This window comes from Gardnerella piotii (assembly GCF_049815665.1).
Taxonomy (GTDB): domain Bacteria; phylum Actinomycetota; class Actinomycetes; order Actinomycetales; family Bifidobacteriaceae; genus Bifidobacterium; species Bifidobacterium piotii.
Window position 1 is genome coordinate 1,037,636 of the sequence record NZ_CP187450.1, and the last position, 21,286, is coordinate 1,058,921.

At 42.0% G+C, this 21,286-nt stretch carries 18 protein-coding genes; 5 read left to right on the top strand and 13 right to left on the bottom strand.

The window, feature by feature from the left end; translation table 11 throughout:
• Positions 1 to 45 precede the first annotated feature (45 nt).
• The 9 genes from ACPEIW_RS04290 to ACPEIW_RS04330 form a co-directional block, all read right to left on the bottom strand.
• Positions 46 to 714, bottom strand: a complete 669-nt coding sequence (locus ACPEIW_RS04290) for an ATP-dependent Clp protease proteolytic subunit (RefSeq protein ID WP_004132142.1) — start codon at positions 712 to 714, stop codon at positions 46 to 48.
• A 5-nt stretch (positions 715 to 719) separates the two neighbouring features.
• Entirely contained in the window at positions 720 to 1,331 is a 612-nt protein-coding gene (locus ACPEIW_RS04295; protein ID WP_032813113.1) for an ATP-dependent Clp protease proteolytic subunit, read from the bottom strand.
• A gap of 35 nt (positions 1,332 to 1,366) precedes the next feature.
• Complete coding sequence (locus ACPEIW_RS04300) at positions 1,367 to 2,857, bottom strand: chloride channel protein (protein ID WP_425663239.1); 1,491 nt, start codon at positions 2,855 to 2,857, stop codon at positions 1,367 to 1,369.
• Between the two features lie 150 nt (positions 2,858 to 3,007).
• Positions 3,008 to 4,366, bottom strand: a complete 1,359-nt coding sequence (tig, locus tag ACPEIW_RS04305; RefSeq protein ID WP_016831440.1) for a trigger factor — start codon at positions 4,364 to 4,366, stop codon at positions 3,008 to 3,010.
• A 51-nt stretch (positions 4,367 to 4,417) separates the two neighbouring features.
• Positions 4,418 to 5,800 carry an HRDC domain-containing protein gene (locus ACPEIW_RS04310; RefSeq protein WP_425663241.1) on the bottom strand — a complete coding sequence of 461 codons (1,383 nt, stop codon included), beginning with the start codon at positions 5,798 to 5,800 and terminating at the stop codon, positions 4,418 to 4,420.
• A 180-nt stretch (positions 5,801 to 5,980) separates the two neighbouring features.
• On the bottom strand, positions 5,981 to 6,352 hold the full coding sequence (locus ACPEIW_RS04315; protein ID WP_425663243.1) for a hypothetical protein: 372 nt from the start codon (positions 6,350 to 6,352) through the stop codon (positions 5,981 to 5,983).
• Positions 6,353 to 6,477: 125 nt separating this feature from the next.
• Positions 6,478 to 7,359: a pyruvate formate-lyase-activating protein gene (pflA, locus tag ACPEIW_RS04320; protein ID WP_020973667.1), complete on the bottom strand. Its 882-nt coding sequence runs from the start codon at positions 7,357 to 7,359 to the stop codon at positions 6,478 to 6,480.
• 110 nt (positions 7,360 to 7,469) lie between these two features.
• On the bottom strand, positions 7,470 to 9,845 hold the full coding sequence (gene pflB / locus ACPEIW_RS04325) for a formate C-acetyltransferase (RefSeq protein WP_425663245.1): 2,376 nt from the start codon (positions 9,843 to 9,845) through the stop codon (positions 7,470 to 7,472).
• A 249-nt stretch (positions 9,846 to 10,094) separates the two neighbouring features.
• On the bottom strand, positions 10,095 to 11,807 hold the full coding sequence (locus ACPEIW_RS04330; protein ID WP_425664417.1) for an NAD+ synthase: 1,713 nt from the start codon (positions 11,805 to 11,807) through the stop codon (positions 10,095 to 10,097).
• 341 nt (positions 11,808 to 12,148) lie between these two features.
• Here ACPEIW_RS04330 and ACPEIW_RS04335 point away from each other — a divergent pair, with 341 nt between their 5' ends.
• From ACPEIW_RS04335 to ACPEIW_RS04350, 4 genes are all read left to right on the top strand, one after another.
• Complete coding sequence (locus tag ACPEIW_RS04335; protein WP_016635601.1) at positions 12,149 to 12,997, top strand: MetQ/NlpA family ABC transporter substrate-binding protein; 849 nt, start codon at positions 12,149 to 12,151, stop codon at positions 12,995 to 12,997.
• Positions 12,998 to 13,122: 125 nt separating this feature from the next.
• Entirely contained in the window at positions 13,123 to 13,923 is an 801-nt protein-coding gene (locus tag ACPEIW_RS04340; RefSeq protein WP_425663247.1) for a methionine ABC transporter ATP-binding protein, read from the top strand.
• 1 nt (position 13,924) lies between these two features.
• Positions 13,925 to 14,605, top strand: a complete 681-nt coding sequence (locus ACPEIW_RS04345) for a methionine ABC transporter permease (protein ID WP_425663249.1) — start codon at positions 13,925 to 13,927, stop codon at positions 14,603 to 14,605.
• Between the two features lie 52 nt (positions 14,606 to 14,657).
• Positions 14,658 to 15,197: a peptidylprolyl isomerase gene (locus ACPEIW_RS04350; protein ID WP_425663251.1), complete on the top strand. Its 540-nt coding sequence runs from the start codon at positions 14,658 to 14,660 to the stop codon at positions 15,195 to 15,197.
• A gap of 147 nt (positions 15,198 to 15,344) precedes the next feature.
• On the opposite strand, the gene ACPEIW_RS04355 is transcribed toward ACPEIW_RS04350, so the two are convergent.
• From ACPEIW_RS04355 to ACPEIW_RS04365, 3 genes are read right to left on the bottom strand one after another with little or no spacing between them, the layout of a single operon-like run.
• Positions 15,345 to 17,684, bottom strand: a complete 2,340-nt coding sequence (locus ACPEIW_RS04355) for a RelA/SpoT family protein (protein WP_425663253.1) — start codon at positions 17,682 to 17,684, stop codon at positions 15,345 to 15,347.
• A gap of 11 nt (positions 17,685 to 17,695) precedes the next feature.
• Positions 17,696 to 18,184, bottom strand: coding sequence for a dUTP diphosphatase (gene dut / locus ACPEIW_RS04360; protein ID WP_016635596.1), 489 nt, complete (start codon positions 18,182 to 18,184; stop codon positions 17,696 to 17,698).
• A complete protein-coding gene (locus tag ACPEIW_RS04365; protein ID WP_004574584.1) occupies positions 18,184 to 18,477 on the bottom strand; it encodes a DUF4193 domain-containing protein in 294 nt (97 codons plus the stop codon). The genes dut and ACPEIW_RS04365 overlap by 1 nt, the downstream gene beginning before the upstream one ends.
• A gap of 233 nt (positions 18,478 to 18,710) precedes the next feature.
• On the opposite strand from ACPEIW_RS04365, the gene sepH reads away from it, so the two are divergent.
• Complete coding sequence (sepH, locus tag ACPEIW_RS04370; RefSeq protein WP_425663256.1) at positions 18,711 to 20,054, top strand: septation protein SepH; 1,344 nt, start codon at positions 18,711 to 18,713, stop codon at positions 20,052 to 20,054.
• An 11-nt stretch (positions 20,055 to 20,065) separates the two neighbouring features.
• Here sepH and ACPEIW_RS04375 read toward each other — a convergent pair whose 3' ends face one another.
• On the bottom strand, positions 20,066 to 21,283 hold the full coding sequence (locus ACPEIW_RS04375) for an alkaline phosphatase family protein (RefSeq protein WP_425663258.1): 1,218 nt from the start codon (positions 21,281 to 21,283) through the stop codon (positions 20,066 to 20,068).
• Between the last annotated feature and the right edge of the window lie 3 nt (positions 21,284 to 21,286).

Sequence of the window (21,286 nt, forward strand, 5' to 3'; positions counted from 1 at the left end):
GCCAGGGTCTGCATCTAAAACATAAGAATCTAAAACATAAAATCCTTAAGACCTATGCTCCAGAACCTCGTCTACCATTCCGTATTCTTTAGCTTGAGGAGCCGTAAGAATAGTATCTACCTCAATATCTTTACGAATACGATCAACACTTTGACCAGTATGCTTTGCAAGAGTGGATTCCAACCATTCACGCAAACGCAACATTTCCTTAGCTTGAAGCTCTATCTCTGTAGCCTTGCCAAAATCTTGACCCATTGCAGGCTGATGAATAAGCACGCGAGCATTTGGCAAAATCATACGCTTACCAGCAGCGCCAGCAGCAAGCAAAATCGCAGCAGCCGAAGCAGCCTGGCCTAAGCACACCGTTTGCACATCTGGCTTAATGTATTGCATGGTATCGTAAATTGCCGTCATAGCCGTCATAGAACCGCCTGGAGAATTAATGTACATCATTACATCTCTGCTTGGATCCATGCTTTCTAGAACCAAAAGCTGAGCCATAATGTCGTCTGCAGAAGTGTCGTCTACCTGAACACCCATAAAAATAATGCGGTCTTCAAAAAGCTTAGTGTATGGATCTTGAGTTTTCATACCATAAGGAGTCTGCTCACCAAATTGCGGCAAAACATAACGATTCGTAAACACACCACTGGTCTGACCAAATCCGCCCAAACGCTTAGCGCGAGCAACAAACTTTGCTTCTTCACTTGCCATTAAAATCACTCCTCCCCACGCATAGAAGCTGGAGTGGTAACAATCTTATCTACAAAGCCATACTCCAAAGCCTGCTGAGCAGTAAACCAATGATCATACTCGTTGTCTCGGTAAATCTCTTCAACGGTATGACCAGTCTGCTGAGCCGTTAGCTCAGCGAGAGTTTTCTTCATATCCATAATAAGTTCAGCATTAATACGCACGTCTGTAGCAGTGCCACCAACACCGCCAGAAGGCTGGTGCATTAGCACGCGAGCGTGAGACGTAATAAAACGCTTACCAGGCGTGCCAGAACTCAGCAAGAACTGACCCATAGAAGCAGCCATGCCAACGGCAATCGTAGCAACATCTGGCTCAATAAGTTGCATAGTGTCGTAAATAGCCATTCCAGCGGTAATAGAACCACCTGGCGAATTAATATAAAGCCAAATATCTTTCTTAGGATCTTGCGCAGCTAGCATAAGCATCTGAGCGCAAATAATATTGGCATTTTCATCCTTGACTTCAGAGCCAAGCCAAATAATACGATCTTTTAAGAGTTGATTAAAAATCGAATCCGTTGGATTTTGTGGCTCCCCTTCTTGCATAACGGGAGAAGCCGTAAACAGATCAGTCACCTTATCTCCTTACAAACATTTTGAATATATCTAGACTATCGTGTGCGCGTGACCGCAAAACAAGAATGCGAAGTAAAACGCTTAACGCAATTAGACACGCAATTAGATACACAATTAGATACGCAACTAGACACAATCACCGCAAATAGCATAAGACAAAGTAATGTAAACGGTGCGTTTACTAATTCCGCAACTAAAAGCCACGCCATAATCGGAGCTTTTCTAGAAGACGCAAGTAAAGAAGCAGCGCCAATAATAGATACAGAAATTGCGGAAACTTGCGAAATGTCAAAAACTTGCAAAAAACCAGACGTTGAAAAAATAGCGTATAAAATCACACCAAAGCAAGCGCCAGTTGAAATACTCGGTTGCAAAACGCCTCCAGAAGCACCGTAGCGCAAAACAAGCACAGTCATAAGCATTTTAATTAGCGCAAGAAGCAACAAAATAATCATAATATGCGAGTTTTCTGCCAAATACGGAAAACTAGCTACAGAAAAAGCAAGCTGAGAAAGCGACCTACCATTCCCCATAATATGCGGAAACCAACAAGCCGCAACACCAATAACTAAGCCAGCTACAGGCATAAAACACAGCATTTGTATGCCACGCAAAGCATGAGTTCTACACCAAATAATACCCAAGCGAAAAACGTAACCAACTAAGCCGCACACTGCACCAACAACAACAGTTAAAACGCAAATTTGCCAAGAAATCACGCAAGAAAATTGCGAAATATTGTAGTATCTAGAATGATGCAATAAAAACTCAACAACAAACGCAGCAACATAATTCATAACAAGAGCAAAAGGCAAGCAATGCAAACGCTCCGAGCGCGCAATATTTTTAAGTGCATTAACTATTACAGAGCCATTTTCGCGATTTAGCCACGCATAAAAACCAAAACCTTGAGTTTTACTAAGCAAACCTAAAGAAAGCACGGTGCCAGCTAAAGGCGCGTGGTACACTGCAGCCAAGCCAGCACCTGCAGCAGACGCAACTAGTATACGCTGAGTTTTAACAGACACATTAAAAATACTGCTGCAACGCTGAGCAATCATTGCAGCTAATTCTCTAGGAGCTACTTCCCTTCCGATTGAAATTCCAGAGCCAACAATGCCGATTTGCAATAAAACATGTGCAATAGTAGAAAAAATTGGCATTCTACTGCCACTAACGGCTTGTGGAATAGTAACGATTCGAGGAGGATTCTCCTTCTTTCGCAAAAAATACCAAGCCAGTGCAGCAATAGTCATAGCAATTGTGCCAGGTAGCACGTATCGATACCAAGGAAGCCCTAAAAATACAGTATTTTTAGCAGATTCAATTGAGCCAAAAGCAAGGTATTGTACAGCGTAAAAAATAAGCGTAAGAACTGTTGCTCCTAAGCCAACAAGAACGCCAAGAGTAACAGAGACTGCAATAAAACGCGCTACTAGAATTGCAAAACTAAATAATTTGCAAGATTTGCCGAATTTGCCAAATCTGCAACAAGATTCATGCTTTGTTTTAGCACTACTATCCATAATGTCTCGCAATTCTTAACATTTTCCTATACTAATCGTAATTCTATATAGTAATTATTTAATTAAATATAAGTAAGACCCAGCAGAGTTATACTCTACTAGGTCTTAAATAACAAGATTATTAGAAGATTCTAATTTAGAAGACTCTAACTACTTTTCAGCAGAAAGCTCATCGGCAACAGCTGCAGCAGCAGAAGCAGCCTTAACGCTTTCATCTTCTGGCTCTTCATCTTCCGACAAGAAAGCACTCAAATCAAGAGCTTCTCCGCCAGCAACGAACTTTACAGCGCGCATGCCAGCAAGCAAGCCCTTAGAGCGAGCAACTTCTTGAACAGCAGAACCAAGCTGACCATTGCGAACAATAGCGTTAATAAACTGGCTTGGATCCATTCCGTACTGCTGAGCAACAGAAACCAAGAAGTTGGTAACGTCTGCCTGAGAAACAGAAACATCGAGGCTTTCTGCCAAAGCGTCGAGAACCATTTGGTCACGAAGCTCCTTTTCTGCAGCCTTTTCAGCCTCTTCCTTTTGCTTCTTAGTGGCCTTTTCTGGGTCTGGAGTCATGCCCTTAAGGTGCTCGGCAACAGCCTTATCTTTAACACCCTTTGGCACAGGAATTTCAACTTCTTCTTGAATCTTAGCAATAAAAGCATCGCGAGCAAGAGTTGCCTGACGGCCTTCATTTGCCTGCTCCAAAGACTTACGAACGTCTTCCTTAAGCTCCTTTAGAGTGTCGAACTCAGATGCTTCCTTAGCAAACTCATCGTCAAGCTTTGGCAATTCTTGAGCCTTAACGGAGTTAACCTTTACCTTAACCTGAGCCTTCTTGCCCTGGTTCTTTCCAGCTTCGAGAGTGCCTTCAAAAGTGGTTTCTTCTCCAGCGGAAAGACCTTCCAAAGCCTCATCCAAACCATCAAGCATAGTGTTGGAACCAAGCTCGTAGCTTACGCCATTTTGAGAATCGGCAACTTCGTCGTTAATCTTAGCTTCCAAATCGATGTTTGCAAAATCACCCTTCTTAGCTGGGCGATCAACACCAACAAGAGTGCCAAAACGTGCGCGCAAAGCCTCAAGACGAGCCTTAACATCGCTATCTTTAACTTCTGGCTTCTCTACTTCGATTTCTACACCCTTAAACTTGTTAAGCTTGAACTCTGGGCGACGCTCAACAGTTGCAACAAACTTAAGCTTAAGTTCGTCTTTAGCAGATTCTGGGACTTCCTGAACATCAAATTCTGGCTGATCCATTGGGCGAATCTTCTTTTCTTCCAAAGCCTTAGAATAAAGCTCTGGAACAGCAGAATTTACAGCTTCACCGGCAACAGCTCCGAAGCCAACTCGCTGATCTACAATCTTGCCTGGTACGTGTCCCTTACGGAAACCTGGCACGTTGATTTGCTTTGCGATCTCTTTACGAGCCTGATCCATAAATGGCTCAAAATCTTCGAGATCTGCGGTAATGGTGAGCTTAACCTTAGTTGGCTCAAGATTCCTGACGCTGATTTTCACGCTTGCGCTCCTGAAATTACGTTTTCTAGCTTCTGCCATATGGCACAACCGTTACATAATAGCGCGAGTTACGGACTCAGCAATTAAATCGCTTTGCCACGTTCTTGCACCCTGCTCTACAAGAAACTCCTTAACATCAATATGCTCAATATTATCTTGCCAACAAAGATTGCGAATAATTTGCGGTTTAATAATGATTTCCGTAGGCGTGTGAGTATCTTCTGCAATCTTGATTAAAGATTGCTTTACATTTTGTAAGCGCTCATATCTTTTGGGATGATGATCACGCCAATACTTCATAGATCGTGGAGCTGCTTGCGATTCTTGTGCGTCGCTAGAATCAGCAGAATCGCCAGCATCCGCAGAATTGCCAGAATCGCCAAAATCGCCAGCATCGTTGTAATTGCCATATTTACTACTTGAATCATCAAGCTTAGAAACAATAGCAACTTCCCCACTTTTAGCGCGACTAATCGCGTCTTCTATAACAGCTTTCCACACATTTGGCTTGATTTTGCGCTGAATCGGAGCATAGCGTTCAAACATCTTGTCTTGCTCGCTGCCTGTGTGAATCCTAACGCGTTCGTTAAGAATGCGAATTGAGCGAAACTCCCTAGAATTACTTGGCTTTCGCTTGCCTGCTTCAATAATCGCAGCATCCGAAAGCAATAGAGTTGGCGCAATATCGTATTGACAAGCAAGCTCATCTCGCTTTTGCCAAAGCTCTTTTGCAATCATTAAGCCGATTTTATCGTGCATAAGAACGCTTATATGAGATATTCTAAGCCAAGGATTTGGGTGAGGAGCCTTCTTTTGAGCACCTTTACTTAATAAGTGTGCAAACTCTTGATTTGCCCATAAAAGCTTGCCTTGCTTTTTTAACTCGCCGCTCATTACTTCTTCTAATTCGATTAGCAATTCAACGTCTAAAGCCGCGTAATTTCGCCAATCTCTAGGAAGAGGTCTATATGACCAATCCGCTGCAGAATGTTCTTTTGCAAGAGTAAGCCCCAAATAATATTCAGTTACAGAGCTTAATCCAAAGCGCTTTCTACCAAGCAATTTAGCTGCGATTTCTGTATCAAATAAAGCACGCGGACGCAAACCAATATCGAAAAATCCTGGCAAATCTTGCATAGAATCGTGAATAATCCAAGGCGCGTCCCCTACTGCCTGGTTAAATTCATGCCAATCAACGCCAAGTTTTCCTAGCGCTATTGGGTCCAGCAATCCAATTCCTGCACCTTTGCGTTTGAACTGAATCAGCCAATCTTCGTGACCATATCTAAAACCAGAAGCTCGCTCTGCGTCTGCAGCCAAAGGCCCCGACCCTGCTGCCAACAAATTACAATATTCTTTATATGCTTCAAGCGTATCAATGACTTCTGGAACTCCTTCTCTAGGCTCTTTTAAGAGCTTTGGTTCCTTATTCAAGAACGCCTCCCGATTGTACGCTTTAGCCAAATTCTTACGCTTTTTGCAACTTATTGTGTACTTTTTGCAAAATATCCGTAAAAAATATTTAAGCCGTGTTATAGATTATGCATCTTTTAACACGGCTTCAACTTTCGCACACAACTACGACTAATCAAAAATAAGCAATCAATCAAATAATCAATCTGCTTTATTGTTTACTATTTCTCCATTTATGCGCTTAACAAGCTTAGTTTTGAGGAATCTAGTAAGAGTAAACGCAACCGCCGAAACTAAAACTGTTGGGATAACGTAGAGAGCATGTAAACCTAAATCTCTTATTGGGAAAGTGGCAAGTTCTGTAGCAATGGTTATAGCAATAGATATTATTGGCACTTCAATAAGAAGTTTCTCATCGAAAGCTGCAACGATATTTACCGGCAGCAAGATTATCGGCAAAACAATTAAAATAATAATTGCTGTGCCAAAGCCAAACTGATCGTTACACCGTGCAAAAATAGCTAACGCTAATGCGAAAGCTAATGCAATCCAACAACCTATTCTGCGCTTCATTGCGTATCCTTTCTCTAAAAAAGGTTATTTGTATAATTATACAAAATCCTTTAAAAAAAAAAACAATACAATACGCAAAAATTGTCTAAATTACAGTTACATTTTTGATGCAATCTAAACGCAGTCTAGTACACAACAAAACCGTGGTCTTTGAACTGGTTTACAACTCGCTCTTTAAGCGCCTTAGAAGGTCCTTTTTGATTCTCAAGAGGGTACGGAATCCTAAGCTCATGCCACTTTGGGCGACCTAGTTGATGGAATCCAAGCACGTCAATATGCTCAACAGCATCCCCAAACGAATCGCAAATCTCAGCAACTTTTTCAACATTTTCTTCACTGTCTGTAAGACCTGGAACAAGCACAAAACGCACCCAAATCTTCTTACCAGCTTTCGCCAATCGCTGACCAAAGTCAATAGTTGGCTGAAGCAAGCCGCCAGTTACTTTTTTATACGTTTCTTCAATACCAGATTTAACGTCTAGCAAGCAAAGATCAATATCGTCAATCATTTCGTCTGTATAATTGCGATTCAAAAAGCCCGAAGTATCTAAGCAAGTATGCACGCCCATCTCTTTTGCTGCACGAAAGACTCTAGATACAAAAGCTGGTTGCATCATAGACTCTCCGCCAGAAAACGTGATTCCGCCGCCTGTTGCCTTAAAAAGACTTTGATAACGGTCTACTTTTTTAATCATTGCATCTAAGTAGACTGGCTTGCCGTCACGCATTTTCCAAGTATCAGGATTTTGGCAATATTGGCAACGAAGTGGGCAGCCACTCATAAACACCGTCATACGAGTGCCAGGGCCATCAACAGAAGTATTGATATCCCAAGAATGCACAAATCCAATATCGCCAGTTTTAAGAGCAACTAAGCGGTCTTTTCTGTCTAATCCAATTGGAGATTCAAAACCAGAAAGACCACCCATTAAAGTTTGTCGGGCATACTCTTTTGACTCCTTTAACATGTGCTGAGTCGTAGTGCGAAATGCTGTGTTTTCAGCCATCTATATGCCCCCTATAACCGTCTTTGGTATATCTATTAAGTCTATTTTATTTGAAAAGCCGCCAGGAGCAAAACCTGCTCACCCCCGGCGGCATTCGCAATCAATCAGAATCAGTCAGTAACTGAACCCTGGTGGAATGTACGAGAAATAACGTCGAGCTGCTGCTCCTTAGTGAGCTTTACAAAGTTCACTGCGTAGCCAGAAACACGAACCGTAAGATGTGGGTACTTTTCTGGATGCTCAACAGCGTCTTCAAGCTGTTCCTTACGCAAAACGTTGATGTTTGCGTGGTACAAGCCGTGACCGTTGCCAGCGTCCAAAATACCAACAAGGTTGTTAATGCGCTCGTCTTCGTCTCTACCCAAACCATCTGGAGTAATGGTGTTGGTCAAAGAAATACCATCGAGAGCATCGTCGTAATCAATCTTGCCAACGGAGAACATGGATGGAAGCATGCCGTGAGAATCCATACCATTTTCTGGGTTTGCACCTGGAGCGTAAGGAGTGCCCTTCTTGTGTCCAGATGGGAAGGAACCAGTGTTCTTGCCGTACTCAACGTTAGAAGTAATAGTCAAGATAGACTGAGTTGGAACAGCATTACGGTACACAGGCAAACGCTTTACCTGACCCATAACAGTGCTTACAACCCACTTTGCCAAGTCATCAGCACGATCATCATCGTTACCGTAGATTGGGAACTCGCCAACCGTCTTGTAGCCAACGATTAAGTCGTCGTCTGCGCCTTCGATGTACTCATACTCATGACCTTCAGTGGTCTTAGCATCCTTGTTGTAGATTGGGTAAACCTTCGCATACTTTATAGCAGCCAAGGAATCTGCAGCAATAGACAAGCCAGACATACCGCATCCGAGTGTACGATAGACTTCCCTATCATGCAAAGCCATCTCAATGGACTCGTACGCATACTTATCGTGCATGTAGTGGATTATGTTCAAAGCCTCAATGTAGGTTTCGGAAAGCCATTCCAAAGCCTTCTCGTAGTTGGCCTTAACCTTCTCGTAGTCAAGAGTTCCATCAGCTTCTGGCTTGATTGGGTCAATAACGCCCTTATCAATAACCTGCATGCCAGTCATTTCATCGCGGCCACCGTTAATCGCGTAGAGCAAAGCCTTTGCGGAGTTAACGCGTGCAGCGAAGAACTGCATTTGCTTACCAACGCGCATTGGGGAAACGCAGCAAGCAATAGCAGCGTCATCGCCCCAGTGCTCACGAATATCTTTATCGGACTCGTACTGAATTGCAGAAGTGTCGATAGAGATTCGTGCGCAGAAACGCTTGTAGGCTTCTGGAAGCTTTGGATCCCAGAAAATAGTGATGTTTGGCTCTGGACCTGGCCCAAGATGCTCAAGAGTCAAAGTGTTGAGCAAACGGAACGAAGTCTTAGTAACAAAGGTACGGCCATCATCGCTGAAGCCTGCATCGGACCAAGTTGCCCAGTATGGATCTCCAGAGAAGATTGCGTCGTAATCCTTAGTACGCAAGAAGCGAACAATACGAAGCTTCATAACCAAAGCATCAATGATTTCCTGAGCGTCGGTTTCGTTGATTAAGCCAGCCTTCAAATCGCGCTCAAAGTAGCAATCGAAGAATGCGGAAACACGGCCGAAGCTCATTGCAGCGCCATCCTGGCTCTTAACAGAAGCAAGATAGCCCATGTAAGTCCACTGAACAGCTTCCTTAGCTGTTTGAGCTGGGCGGCTCAAATCCAAGCCGTACTCGTTGCCCAAGTTAATAAGCTGCTTCAAAGCCTTGATTTGCTCATCGTGCTCTTCGCGGAAGCGAATCCAATGCTCAATCTCGGTCTCAGTGAAGTCGTTGCGGTATGGAATCGAGTCCTTATCGCGCTTCTTGAACTCAATAAGCATATTTACGCCGTAAAGAGCCACACGACGATAATCACCAATAATACGACCACGGCCATAAGCATCTGGCAAACCAGTCAAAATCTTGTTGTGGCGAGCAATCTTAATATTCTTGGTGTAAACACCAAACACGCCATCGTTATGAGTCTTGCGATAAACGGTGAAAATCTTCTTGATTTCTGGATCTACTTCCTTGCCAGCTTCCTTAATGGCCTGCTCAACCATTCGCCAACCACCGTTTGGCATCATAGCGCGCTTGCAAGGTTCGTCGGTTTGAAGACCTACGATTACGTTATCTACTTCTGGGCTTTCAATGTAGCCTGCTGGCATTGCGTCGATACCTGCTGGAATATGTGTTTCAACGTCGTATACGCGGCGCTCACGCTCGACAGCCAAGTAGTTGTCGTCGAGGTACTTCCACATATGCTTCGTTTTTTCGGTGGCGTCTGCCAAGAAAGTCTCATCACCCTCGTATGGAGTGTAATTCTTTAGGATAAAGTCACGAACGTCAATATCTTTTTCCCAATTGCCGCTTGTAAATCCATCCCACGCTTTTGCACGAAGATCCTCTTCGCTGAGAACGGATGCATCCACTGATGCCATATTTGACTCCTTTCGTATCCACGACGCTTCTTCACGTCGCCTTCTCTACTATGTTAGAGCAACGTTCAAACAGTACACGTCGATTTTTGGCATTTTTAACGTGAGTTACCTCACATTTTACTGTTTTTTAGCTTATTTTTAATAAAAAATGCTAGTTTGAATCCTCAAACTAGCACATTACAACGCGTAGCGAGCGGGCGGTTGCTTGCGACTTTTCCCAAGCTTCACCAATCCGTTCCCAGCCTTCGCCTACTCCCTAAACGCCGTTGTTACTGGTATTCGCCTATCTCTGCCAAACGCAATTGCACTAACTTTTGGCCCTAACGGATACTGCCTACGCTTCCATTCTGCGCGGTCTACAAGCCGAATAACTGTATCAACTGTGCGCTCATCAAAACCGTCTGCAAGCAAATCCGCTCGCCCGTGAGCAAGCTCAATATGAGCTTCCAACACTTTATCTAGCAAATCGTATTCTGGCAAAGAATCAGAATCCTTTTGCCCTGGCCTAAGCTCGGCACTTGGAGGCTTAATAATCGAGTTTACAGGTATAAGAATGCCATCTTTTGGAGCCTTTTCTTTAGGATTATTGTCTTTAGAAAAGTCTTCACTCCCAGCAATAGGCAACATTCCAAGACCTACGCCATTTTTAGCAGCGCGATTACGCCATCTAGAAAGCGCCCAAACGCGAGTCTTAAACAAATCTTTAATAGGAGCATACCCTCCTACCGCATCTCCATAAATCGTAGAATAACCGCATGCAAGCTCCGACTTATTGCCAGTAGCTAAAGCCAGCAAACCTTTTGAATTAGAATACGCCATAACAATCACGCCTCTAACTCGCGCCTGCAAATTTTCTGCAGCAACGCCTTGTAAATCAAGCTGATTTTGGAATGACTTAAAAAGCGGCTCAATAGGCTGAATATCGTAATGTGCTCCAAGCCGTTGCGCTAAATCGCAAGCATCGTCTTTAGAACCAAGCGAAGAATACATGCTTGGCATTGAAATTCCCCAAACGTTTTGCCCTCCGCAAGCATCCGCCGCCATAGTTGCAACTAGTGCAGAGTCGATTCCGCCAGAAAGTCCTAAACAAACGCCCTTAAAACCGTTTTTACGCATGTAATCTCTAAGCCCTAAAACGCATGCGCAATAAACTTCTTCGTCTGGGTCTAATTTTTGCGCAATCGTCGAGCACTTTTGCACATCTAAATCTGTATTAAAATCAACAAAACTTAAGTCTTGATCAAACATTTTAGAACGCTCAATCAAAGACCCGTCTGCGTTTACTACAAAGCTTCCGCCATCAAAAACAAGATCATCTTGAGCACCAACTTGATTTACATAAACAAGCGGAGCATTAACCTCTTTTGCACGCTTTTGAGCCAGCTTTAATCGAATATCCGTTTTGCCTTCTTCGTACGGAGAACCGTTGATTGTTACTAGAACATCAATACCCTCTTTAGAAAGACGCGCAACTGGGCCGCCATCTTGCCAAATGTCTTCGCAAATCGCAAATCCTAATTTTGCGCCTTTAACGTTTAGAATTCCGCAATCATCTCCAGAAGAGAAAATTCTAAATTCGTCAAAAACGCCATAATTTGGCAAGAAATGCTTATCGTAAACAAGCGCCACTTTTCCGTTGTTAATAACAAGCAAGCGATTTCTTGGCTTACCTAACTCATCGTCTACACCAACCGTTCCAACAACAACGTATAAATCACCTAATCCGCTATCTTTTAAACTTTTTGCAAGACTATAAGCGGCATTATTAGCTGCTTTTCTAAATGTTGCACGCAAAGCAAGATCTTCGATTGGATACCCAGTTAGTGTCATTTCTGGAAACACAACAATATCGGCGTTTCCCCTACTTGCGTCTTTGCAAAATCGCAATATTTCATCCGTATTTTTGCTTATGTTTCCAACGCAAGTGTCAATTTGAGCTAAAGCTAAACGCAAAGAAGTCATGTTTTTATTATAAGCCATGTTGAATAAGCCATGTTGCATAAGCCGCATTGCATAATCCATGTGCATAATCCATATTGCAATAAAAACGTTTTAGCTTTGCAAATAGAACAATCGCAAAACGCCAATCGTAAAAAACAAGCAAAAAACAAAAAATCAAGCCCTAAATGCAAAAAATAATTGTTGATTATCTTATTGATTTTATTAGCTTTACTAACTCGTCATAAATTATACAAATAGAAAATAGGTAGCGAAGAGGCTGCAAAATCGCATATATTGATATTCCGTTGCTAAGAAACAAAATAATCAACTAGCAAAAAACATTAAAGGACAAGGGGAAAAACATGAAAATCACAAAAAAGAACACAAAGATTATTGCAGCTTTTACAGCACTAACTGCGATTTTGGGTCTTTCGCTAAGCGCATGCGGATCTTCTGCAAATGGAGCAACTAAAGACGATAAGGTGATTAAGGTTGCAGCTTCCCCAACTCCTCACAGCGATATTTTGAATAAAGTAGTTAAGCCGATTTTGCAAAAGCAAGGCTATAAGTTGGTTGTTAAGGAATTTACTGATTACGTTCAGCCAAATACTGCTGTAGAAGAAGGCGAAGCAGACGCAAACTACCATCAGCATTTGCCATACTTAGATAACTTTAATAAAGAAAGAGGAACGCATATTATTTCTATTGCTGGAATCCACTTTGAGCCATTTGGACTTTACCCAGGAAAGACTAAAACAATTAAGGACTTAAAAGATGGCGCAACAGTTGCTGTTCCTAGCGATCCAACCAACGAAGCTCGCGCACTTCTTCTTTTGCAAGACGCAGGTCTTCTTAAGCTAAAGAATCCAAAGGATGTTAACTCAACCAAGAAGGATATTGTTTCTAATCCAAAGAATCTAAAGTTTAAGGAAATAGACGCCTCTTTGGTTCCAACAGTCGTTAAAGACGTTGATTTAGCTGCTCTAAACGGAAACTACGCTATTCAAGCTGGATTTAACCCAACTAAAGATCCTCTTACAAGCGAAAAAGTTGGAGGCGTAGCCGCTAAGACATACGAAAACATTATTGCTGTTAAGAAGGGCTCCGAAAAACTTGCTAAAATCAAGGCTCTTGTAAAAGCGTTAAAAACAGATGCAGTTCGTGATTTTATAAAGAAAAACTACAACGGCGCTGTTCTTCCAGTGTTTTAACGTGATTACAGCGTCTAATCGCAAATAAAAAAAAAAGAGACATGTGCCTCTAAAAAAACTAGAGGCACGTGCCTCATATTTGTTTTATAATTCGTTTTACAATTCGTTCTACAATCGGTGGAAAAATGATTCAGATTGAACATCTTTATAAGACTTATTCAAGCGGCAAAACTAAGCACGAAGCGCTTAAAGACATTAATTTGACTATTGAATCGGGAGAAGTTTTTGGAATTTTAGGTTCTTCGGGAGCTGGAAAGTCTTCGCTAGTTAGATGCATAAATCTTCTAGAAAGACCTACGAGCGGAAAAGTTGTAATAGACGGAAAAGATATTACAGATGCTAAAAATCGCGATTTATCTAATATCAGGTCAAATATTGGCATGATTTTCCAAAACTTTAGTCTTTTTCAGCAGCGAACTGTATTGCAAAATGTGACTTTTCCTTTGGAACTAAACCACACGAATAAAAACGAACGAGAAGAACGAGCAAAATATTTGCTTGACTTAGTTGGCTTAAAAGATTTAGCAAACCGCTACCCTATTCAGCTTTCTGGCGGCCAGCAGCAACGTGTTGCTATTGCGCGAGCGCTTGCTAACAATCCTTCGATTATGCTTTGTGACGAAGCTACAAGCGCATTGGATTCAACAACTACAGCGCAAATACTTGACTTGCTTAGAAGAATTAACCGAGATCTTAACGTTACATTGGTTATTATTACTCACTCTCTTGCAGTTGCACGCAATATTTGCGATAGAGTTGCAATGATTGATAGTGGAAAAATCGTAGAAATCGGCGATACTTCAACGCTTTTCAAGAATCCGCAAAGCAATATTCTAAAAACACTTATTGCAAACGAAAATGTTGAAAATCATAGAAATAACAGCAAAAACATCAGCAACAGCAACGAAAACAGCGAGGTGAAATAAAATGCCAGAAAATATTTCACAATTTATAGACGAATATGGAGAACTAATTATTGAAGGCACAAAAGACACAATTGTTATGACTTCAATATCTACATTATTTGCATACATAATAGGACTTCCAATAGGAGTTCTTCTTATAACAAGCGCAAAGCAAGGAATTTGCAAAAACGCGCTGCTTAACACTGTTTTAGGAAGCATTGTAAACGTTGTGCGATCTATTCCGTTTATAATTTTGCTTGTTGCTATAATCCCACTTACAAGGCTTATTGTTGGAACATCTTTAGGTGTTCCAGGAGCAATTGTTCCGCTTGTTATAACAGCTGCGCCATTCGTAGCGCGAATTGTTGAGCAATCTTTGGCAGAAGTTGACGGAAGTCTTATAGAAGCTGCTCAAAGTTTTGGAGCAAGCAACACACAAATCGTGTTCAAAGTATTGCTTTTTGAAAGCTTGCCTTCGCTAATTCGCGGAGCAGCATTGACTTTTATTACACTTTTTGGATTCTCTGCAATGGCTGGAACAGTTGGCGCAGGCGGACTTGGAGATATTGCGATTCGCTACGGGTACCAACGCTACCAATACGACGTTATGAGCGCAGCAGTAATTTTGTGCATTTTGCTTGTGCAATTAGTGCAAAGCATTGGAGATTTAATATCCAACAAAATCAACCATCACGAGCGCTAATATTAATCAAAATAAACAGTGAACAGTCTTTAATGTATGGGAGAATCGCAATATGACACTTATTAATATGCATACGTCTGAAGGCGATATAAAGATTAATCTTTTTGACGATAAAGCGCCTATTACAGTAAAAAATTTCGTTGACTTGGCAACTGGCGAAAAAGAGTGGACTGATCCTTTTAGCGGCGAAAAGTCTAATGAGCCTTTCTACAATGGCTTAACTTTCCACAGAATTATTAAAGATTTTATGATTCAAGGCGGATGCCCTCTTGGAAACGGAATGGGCGGTCCTGGCTACGAATTTGACGACGAGATTAACCCATCTCTAAAGTTCGATAAGCCATATTTGCTCGCAATGGCAAATGCTGGAAAGCAACGCGGACGCGATGGCCGCTTGCATGGCACTAATGGATCTCAATTCTTTATAACAACTGTTCCAACTCCTTGGCTTGATGGTCATCACACGATTTTTGGAGAAGTTGTAGATGATGAGTCTAAAGCTGTTGTAGATAAGCTTGAATCTGTTCCAACAGATAGGTCTGATGCTCCACTAGAGCCAGTTGGAATTATATCTATTGATGTTATTAAGTAAAAACATTAGCTAAAATAAAGCAAAAAAATAAAGCAAAAATAGTATAAAAATTGCAATAATAAAACTTCCAGCCAAAGGATTATTTGACTGGAAGTTTTATTGTTTAGTTGCGCTTTAGCTACGATTTAGTTACTGTTTAGTCGCAGCTTAATCGCGTTCCATTTTTCTAAGTCGCGGTTCCGCACTATCTTTTGCACCCGTAATTCTATAAACATCAAAAACGCCATCAATCTTACGAATCGCAGCAAGAAGAGTATTCAAATGCTGAGGATCCGCCATTTCAAACGTAAATTGGCTTGTAGCAACGCGATCGTCTCCAGTAGCAATCGTTCCCGAAAGAATATTTACACCATGATCCGAAAGAACTCTAGTAACATCCGAAAGCAAATGCTGACGATCCAAAGCTTCTACTTGAACTTTAACAAGGAACAAGCCTTTGTCGCTTGTCCATTGAACAGGAATAACACGTTCCGATTGCGACTTTTGCAAATCAATCATATTTTGGCAATCTGTTCTATGAACAGAAACACCCTGATTTCTTGTTATAAAGCCAACAATATTATCTCCTGGAACAGGCATGCAACAGCGCGCAAGCTTAACCCAAACGTCTCCAACACCCTTTACAGAAACGCCAAGAACGCCGTTAGACTTACGATTACGCTCTGCTCTTCTAAGCGGAAGCGCCTCTTCTTGCGCTTCTTCTGCTACTTCTTCGCTTCCCGCATCTTTAACAAGACGAGAAATAACATTTTGTGTAGAAACCTGACCTTCGCCAATCGCAGCATAAACGGCTTCTACATTAGCAGTAATATTAAGCTCTTCTGCAACGCCTATTAACGCTTGCGGAGTAAGCAAAGTAGACAAAGGCAAGTTACGTTTACGCATAGCGCGCGTAAGCTCGTCTTTACCCTCTTCAATGGCCTCCGAGCGACGTTCCTTGCTAAACCATTGCCTAATCTTATTTCTAGCTCTAGGGCTTTTTACAAAACTAAGCCAATCTCTAGAAGGGCCAGCAGTATCGGACTTAGACGTAAGAACTTCTACAGTGTCTCCGTTGTTAAGCTTTGTATCTAGCGGAACAAGCTTTCCATTTACGCGAGCGCCCATCATTCTGTGCCCGACTTCTGTATGCACAGAATAAGCAAAGTCAACTGGCGTTGCGTCTTGCGGCAGAGCAACAATACTCCCCTTTGGAGTAAACACGTAGACTTCCGAAGCTCCAAGATCCTGCTTTAAGGAGCCTAAAAATTCGTCGGAATCTGGCGTTTCGCTAGTCCAATCTGCAAGTTGCTGAATCCACTTTAAGTTATCTAATTCGCTAAGCTCTTTGTTCTCTTCTTGCTCGCGCTTAACATCACCCTTATCTGGCTTACTTAAAGCTCGCCCAGCTTGGCCGTTTGCCTTGTACTTCCAGTGAGCAGCAATACCAAACTCAGCACGCCTATGCATATCCCATGTGCGAATTTGAATCTCAACAGGCTTTCCACCAGGGCCTACAACAGTAGTGTGCAAGCTTTGATACATATTTAGCTTAGGAGTAGCAATGTAGTCCTTAAATCGGCCTGGAACAGGGCTCCAACGCGCGTGAACAGCGCCAAGAGCCGCATAACAGTCTCGAATAGAATCAACGATTATTCGCACGCCTACAAGGTCATAGATATTTTCAAAATCATGACCGCGAACAATCATCTTTTGGTAGATTGAGAAGTAATCTTTTGGTCGCCCTTTAACCGAAGCCTTAACATGTTGCGCACTTAAATCTTCGTTGATTTCTTCTAGAATTTGACGTAAATATACTTCTCGCTGTCCAGCTCTTCGAGCTACTAACACTACGATTTCGTTATAAATCTTAGGGTATAAAACCTTAAAGCTTAGCTCTTCAAGCTCTGTTTTAATGGCATTCATGCCGAGTCGATTTGCAAGAGGAGCATAAACGTCTAGAGTTTCTCGAGCTTTTTTATGCGAGCTAGACGCCTTAACGTACCTCCACGTACGCGCATTATGCAATCGATCTGCAAGTTTTACTACCAACACTCGCACATCTCGGCTCATTGCAACAACCATTTTGCGGATTGTTTCTGCTTGAGCGCTTTCGCCGTACTCCATATTGGATATTTTTGTAACGCCATCTACAAGGCCAGCAACCGTGTCTCCAAAGTCTGCTCTGCATTCTTCTAGCGTGTAATCTGTGTCTTCTACAGTGTCGTGCAATAATCCTGCAGCAACAACAATAGGTCCCATTCCAAGATCAGCTAAAATTTGAGCTACAGCAAGAGGGTGAATAATGTACGGCTCTCCCGATTTACGCCTTTGACCAGTATGCTGCTTTGCGGCTCTTTTATACGCCTTATGCAAAATATCCATGTTTTCATCGGGATGATGCCACTTGCACATTTGCAATATAGGACGCAATGGGTCTCGCATATCTTCGCTAATTTCACACCCGAGCATATTAGCGCCTTTAATATCTTCTTGAGATTCTCCCATTGAATGTCACCTCATTGCACGCCAGTAGAGCCAAATCCTTTAGTGGATCTATCGGAGCCTGGAAGCTGACTTGCTTCAACAAATCTAGCTTCAACATAGCGTTGAATAACAAGCTGAGCTATGCGATCTCCACGATTAAACTGCACAGTATTTTCTGGATCCATATTGATTAATGGAACCTTAATCTCTCCACGATACCCAGCATCAATCGTTCCTGGAGCATTAAGAACAGTAACACCCTGTTTTACAGCTAAACCGGAACGCGGATGAACCAAAGCCACATATCCAGCAGGCAAGGCGATTGCAACGCCAGTCGGCACTAGAGCACGCTCAAAAGGACGCAAGGTAACGTCTTGCGTAGTTCGCAAATCCGCTCCAGCATCTCCCGCATGAGCGTAAGAAAGATGCTCCATTGCAGCCTGGCTATCTGTTCCATCGTTCAAATATTTAATAAGAACTTCCACCTGCTCTGGGCCCGTATAGGTATCATCGTAAGCCATTAAGCTGCGCACTCCTTACAAATCGGTTGACCGTCTTGAGACATTTGAGCGAGCTGACTTCTGTGCTTTACAAGGAAGCACTCGGAGCAAATGAACTCATCACCTTGCATTGGTATTACTGTAACAGATGCATCTTCGTTGCTAAGATCTGCGCCTGGCAACTCGTAATCTTCTGCAATAGCGTTTTCGTCATCGTCTATATCGTTTGCAGAACTTTGAGAGCCTTTGCTCAATGCTTCCAACGACTCCTCGTCTTCGTCTTTACTACGAGGAGAATCATAATCCTGTGCCATTATGGTCCTTTCGTTTTTAAGATTACTTATTGCTTAAAACTACTTTTCTACTTTATTTATAGCGATTAGCACTATTTATAGCAATTAGTCTAAATCTACCTACGCGCATAGCATACATGAAAGCTACCCCGCATAGAATACTCGCTTTTTTATTAATAGAAAATGGCAAAGAAGGCATACTATGGACTAAAGTATGTTATAAGTATCGTTAAAAGCGAGGAAAGTGGTGCGCAATGCTTGAAAATCCGCCAAAAGAGGCGAGTTTCGATCATGTGGATAATAATGGCGATTTAATTTTTATTTTTGAAAACACGCCGTTAAAAATTCATGTTGACGACACGCTGGAGCGCGCAATCGCCGAGTCGAAAAAACTAACAAATGTTGATGGACGTAATCAAAATACAGTTAATTCGACTGACAAGTCGGACGATTCGCCAAGCGCAACTACAGCAACACTGCCTATATCTCAAATTCAAGCTTTAATACGCGCTGGATTAGAACCAGAACATGTTGCAAAGCGCTACAACGTAAGCGAATCTCAAGTTAGACGATTCTCAAGCGGAGTAGAAACCGAAAAGCAATATGCTATTGAACAATTCTTGACTGTTCCAGCGCCTAAGCAAAGCAATATGCGAACTCTTTCGGATTTGATTGAACGCACTCTTGCAAAAGCGCATATTGGAATGGAAACAGTAAAGTGGCGTGCTACAAGACGCGGACTTGAACCATGGCTTATAACAGCAGAATTCAACACCGCTACTCGCACAATAAAAGCCGAGTGGACTTGGAACATGCACGACAACTCCGTTGCTTGCGCAAATCCTTCTGCAAGGTTATTGCTTGGCGAAGAAGTTATGAATAATGATTCTTCTAAAAAGTCACAATTTGGCGGAACTTATAGAGACACTGTAAGCATTAGCTTCCCATTTGCAAACGAAGATCTTCCAGGAAACTCAATTCGTTCTGCAAGAATAGAGCGCGCTGTTTCTCAATGGGAATCAAGGAATAGTGAGAACCTTGCAAATGTTGCAAATGTTACAATGCAAGCGCAAAATGCAAATAACGAGCAAGACCAAAACGCACAAAACGCAAACGCACAAGAACAATACAATGCGAATAATGCGAGTAAATCACTAGACCAAAATAATGAAAATCCTTTAGATTCTTTGCAAAGCTACGAGCAAAACAATAATCTAAGTACTTTAGTTGCAAATAGCGAGAACCAAGTGGATGCAAATGCTGTATCTAACAGTATAAATGCCGTACAAATCGCATCAAATATAGCAAACTCGTCCAATTCTGATTTGAGCAAATCTAGCAACAATTCAGATGCGCTTTTTAGCAATAACTCTAGCTATAGCTCTAATAGTGAATCGCGCAACGAAGAAGCAAAAGAAGAACAAGAAAATCAAAAAGACAATCATGTTCAAGCAGACAAAACTGTTTCGATAGAAACTCCAAAGTCTACGCAAATGCAAAAGTCTACTAAAGCGCGCACAAATGAGCATTCTAAAGCCAAAAAGAGCAGCCGAGCAGCTGTTCCTAGCTGGGATGAGATTCTTTTTGGCGAAGGATGATTTAGCGTAAATTAAGCTATATCAACTAAGCACGGAATATCCATTTCCATTGCGCTCATAGAGCCATGAACACTCGGCAAGTTCATGGCTTTTTCTGTTTCGATTCTAGAATCAACGATTGTTACAGATGACTTTGCTTGAACAAGAACATCTCCAATAACGCTTAGCGCAAGCGAACTGACTTCTCCAAAGACGCCATCTTTAACAGCTTGCTCTTTAGTTCTAACAAGCGCTTTATCTTGCAAAGCATTAGTCCACCTTAACGCAATGTCTTCTGGATTTTCGCCGTCTTGCGCATAAAGCATAACAGACCTAGGCTCTCCCCCAACAAGCTTAACTCCTTTAGTAAGACGACTATCTTTTGCAATATCTATTTTCAAATCTGGATTTGACTCAATCATTCCATGGTCTGCAGTAATAACAATCAAAGTGCCTTTTTGGCAGTTTTTTCTTAAAAGATTTAATTGTGCGTCTATTTGCTCAAAAATAGAAACCCAATTCTCGGATTCCCAACCATAATTGTGACCGATTTTGTCTATATCTCTAAGATACAAATACGTTAAACCAGGCGTTTTAGTGCTGTTTGCAGCGTTCATGATTCGCGCTCTAGCAGTTGTTCCGCTTATAAATTTAGCTCCTCTAAAAGCTGCTTGAGTTAAAGGAGAATCCTCAAATTTTGAAAGACTTACGTGATTCGCTCTAACACCCAAGCTAGAAAGCGACTCAAATATTGTAGGCTGACGCTGCAAATCTAATGGATTTGGAGCATCCCTAAATTGGATTAATTGAGATAATGCGCCAGTTTTAGGATTTTTTTGAGTGTATCCTGTCATTGCAGTAAGACCTGGGCAAGTTCCAGTGCCAAAAGTGGCCATTGCTGCAACTGTAGTACTAGGAACGCAAGTTGTTATAGGGCGCTGGTTTGCACTGTTGTTAAGAAGAGCACGCAAATATGGAGCATGACCTTTTCTAATAGCAAGATTCCAATATCCAAGACCATCCACAAGCACAACAACAGCACTTTTTACTTTAGGAAACCCAAACAAATCTCGCAAAGAATCAGGGTTTTTATGGATTTGTGTGCAAATTGGCGATCCTATAGAAGCACTAAGAGCTGAAAGAATCGAAGATAGATGAAGAGCAAATTTAGGATTATTATATGCGTCACGAATTTTGCTACTTTCAACAAACTTCAACAAGTCATCCAATTGTGGAATCTCAATAGTCATAAG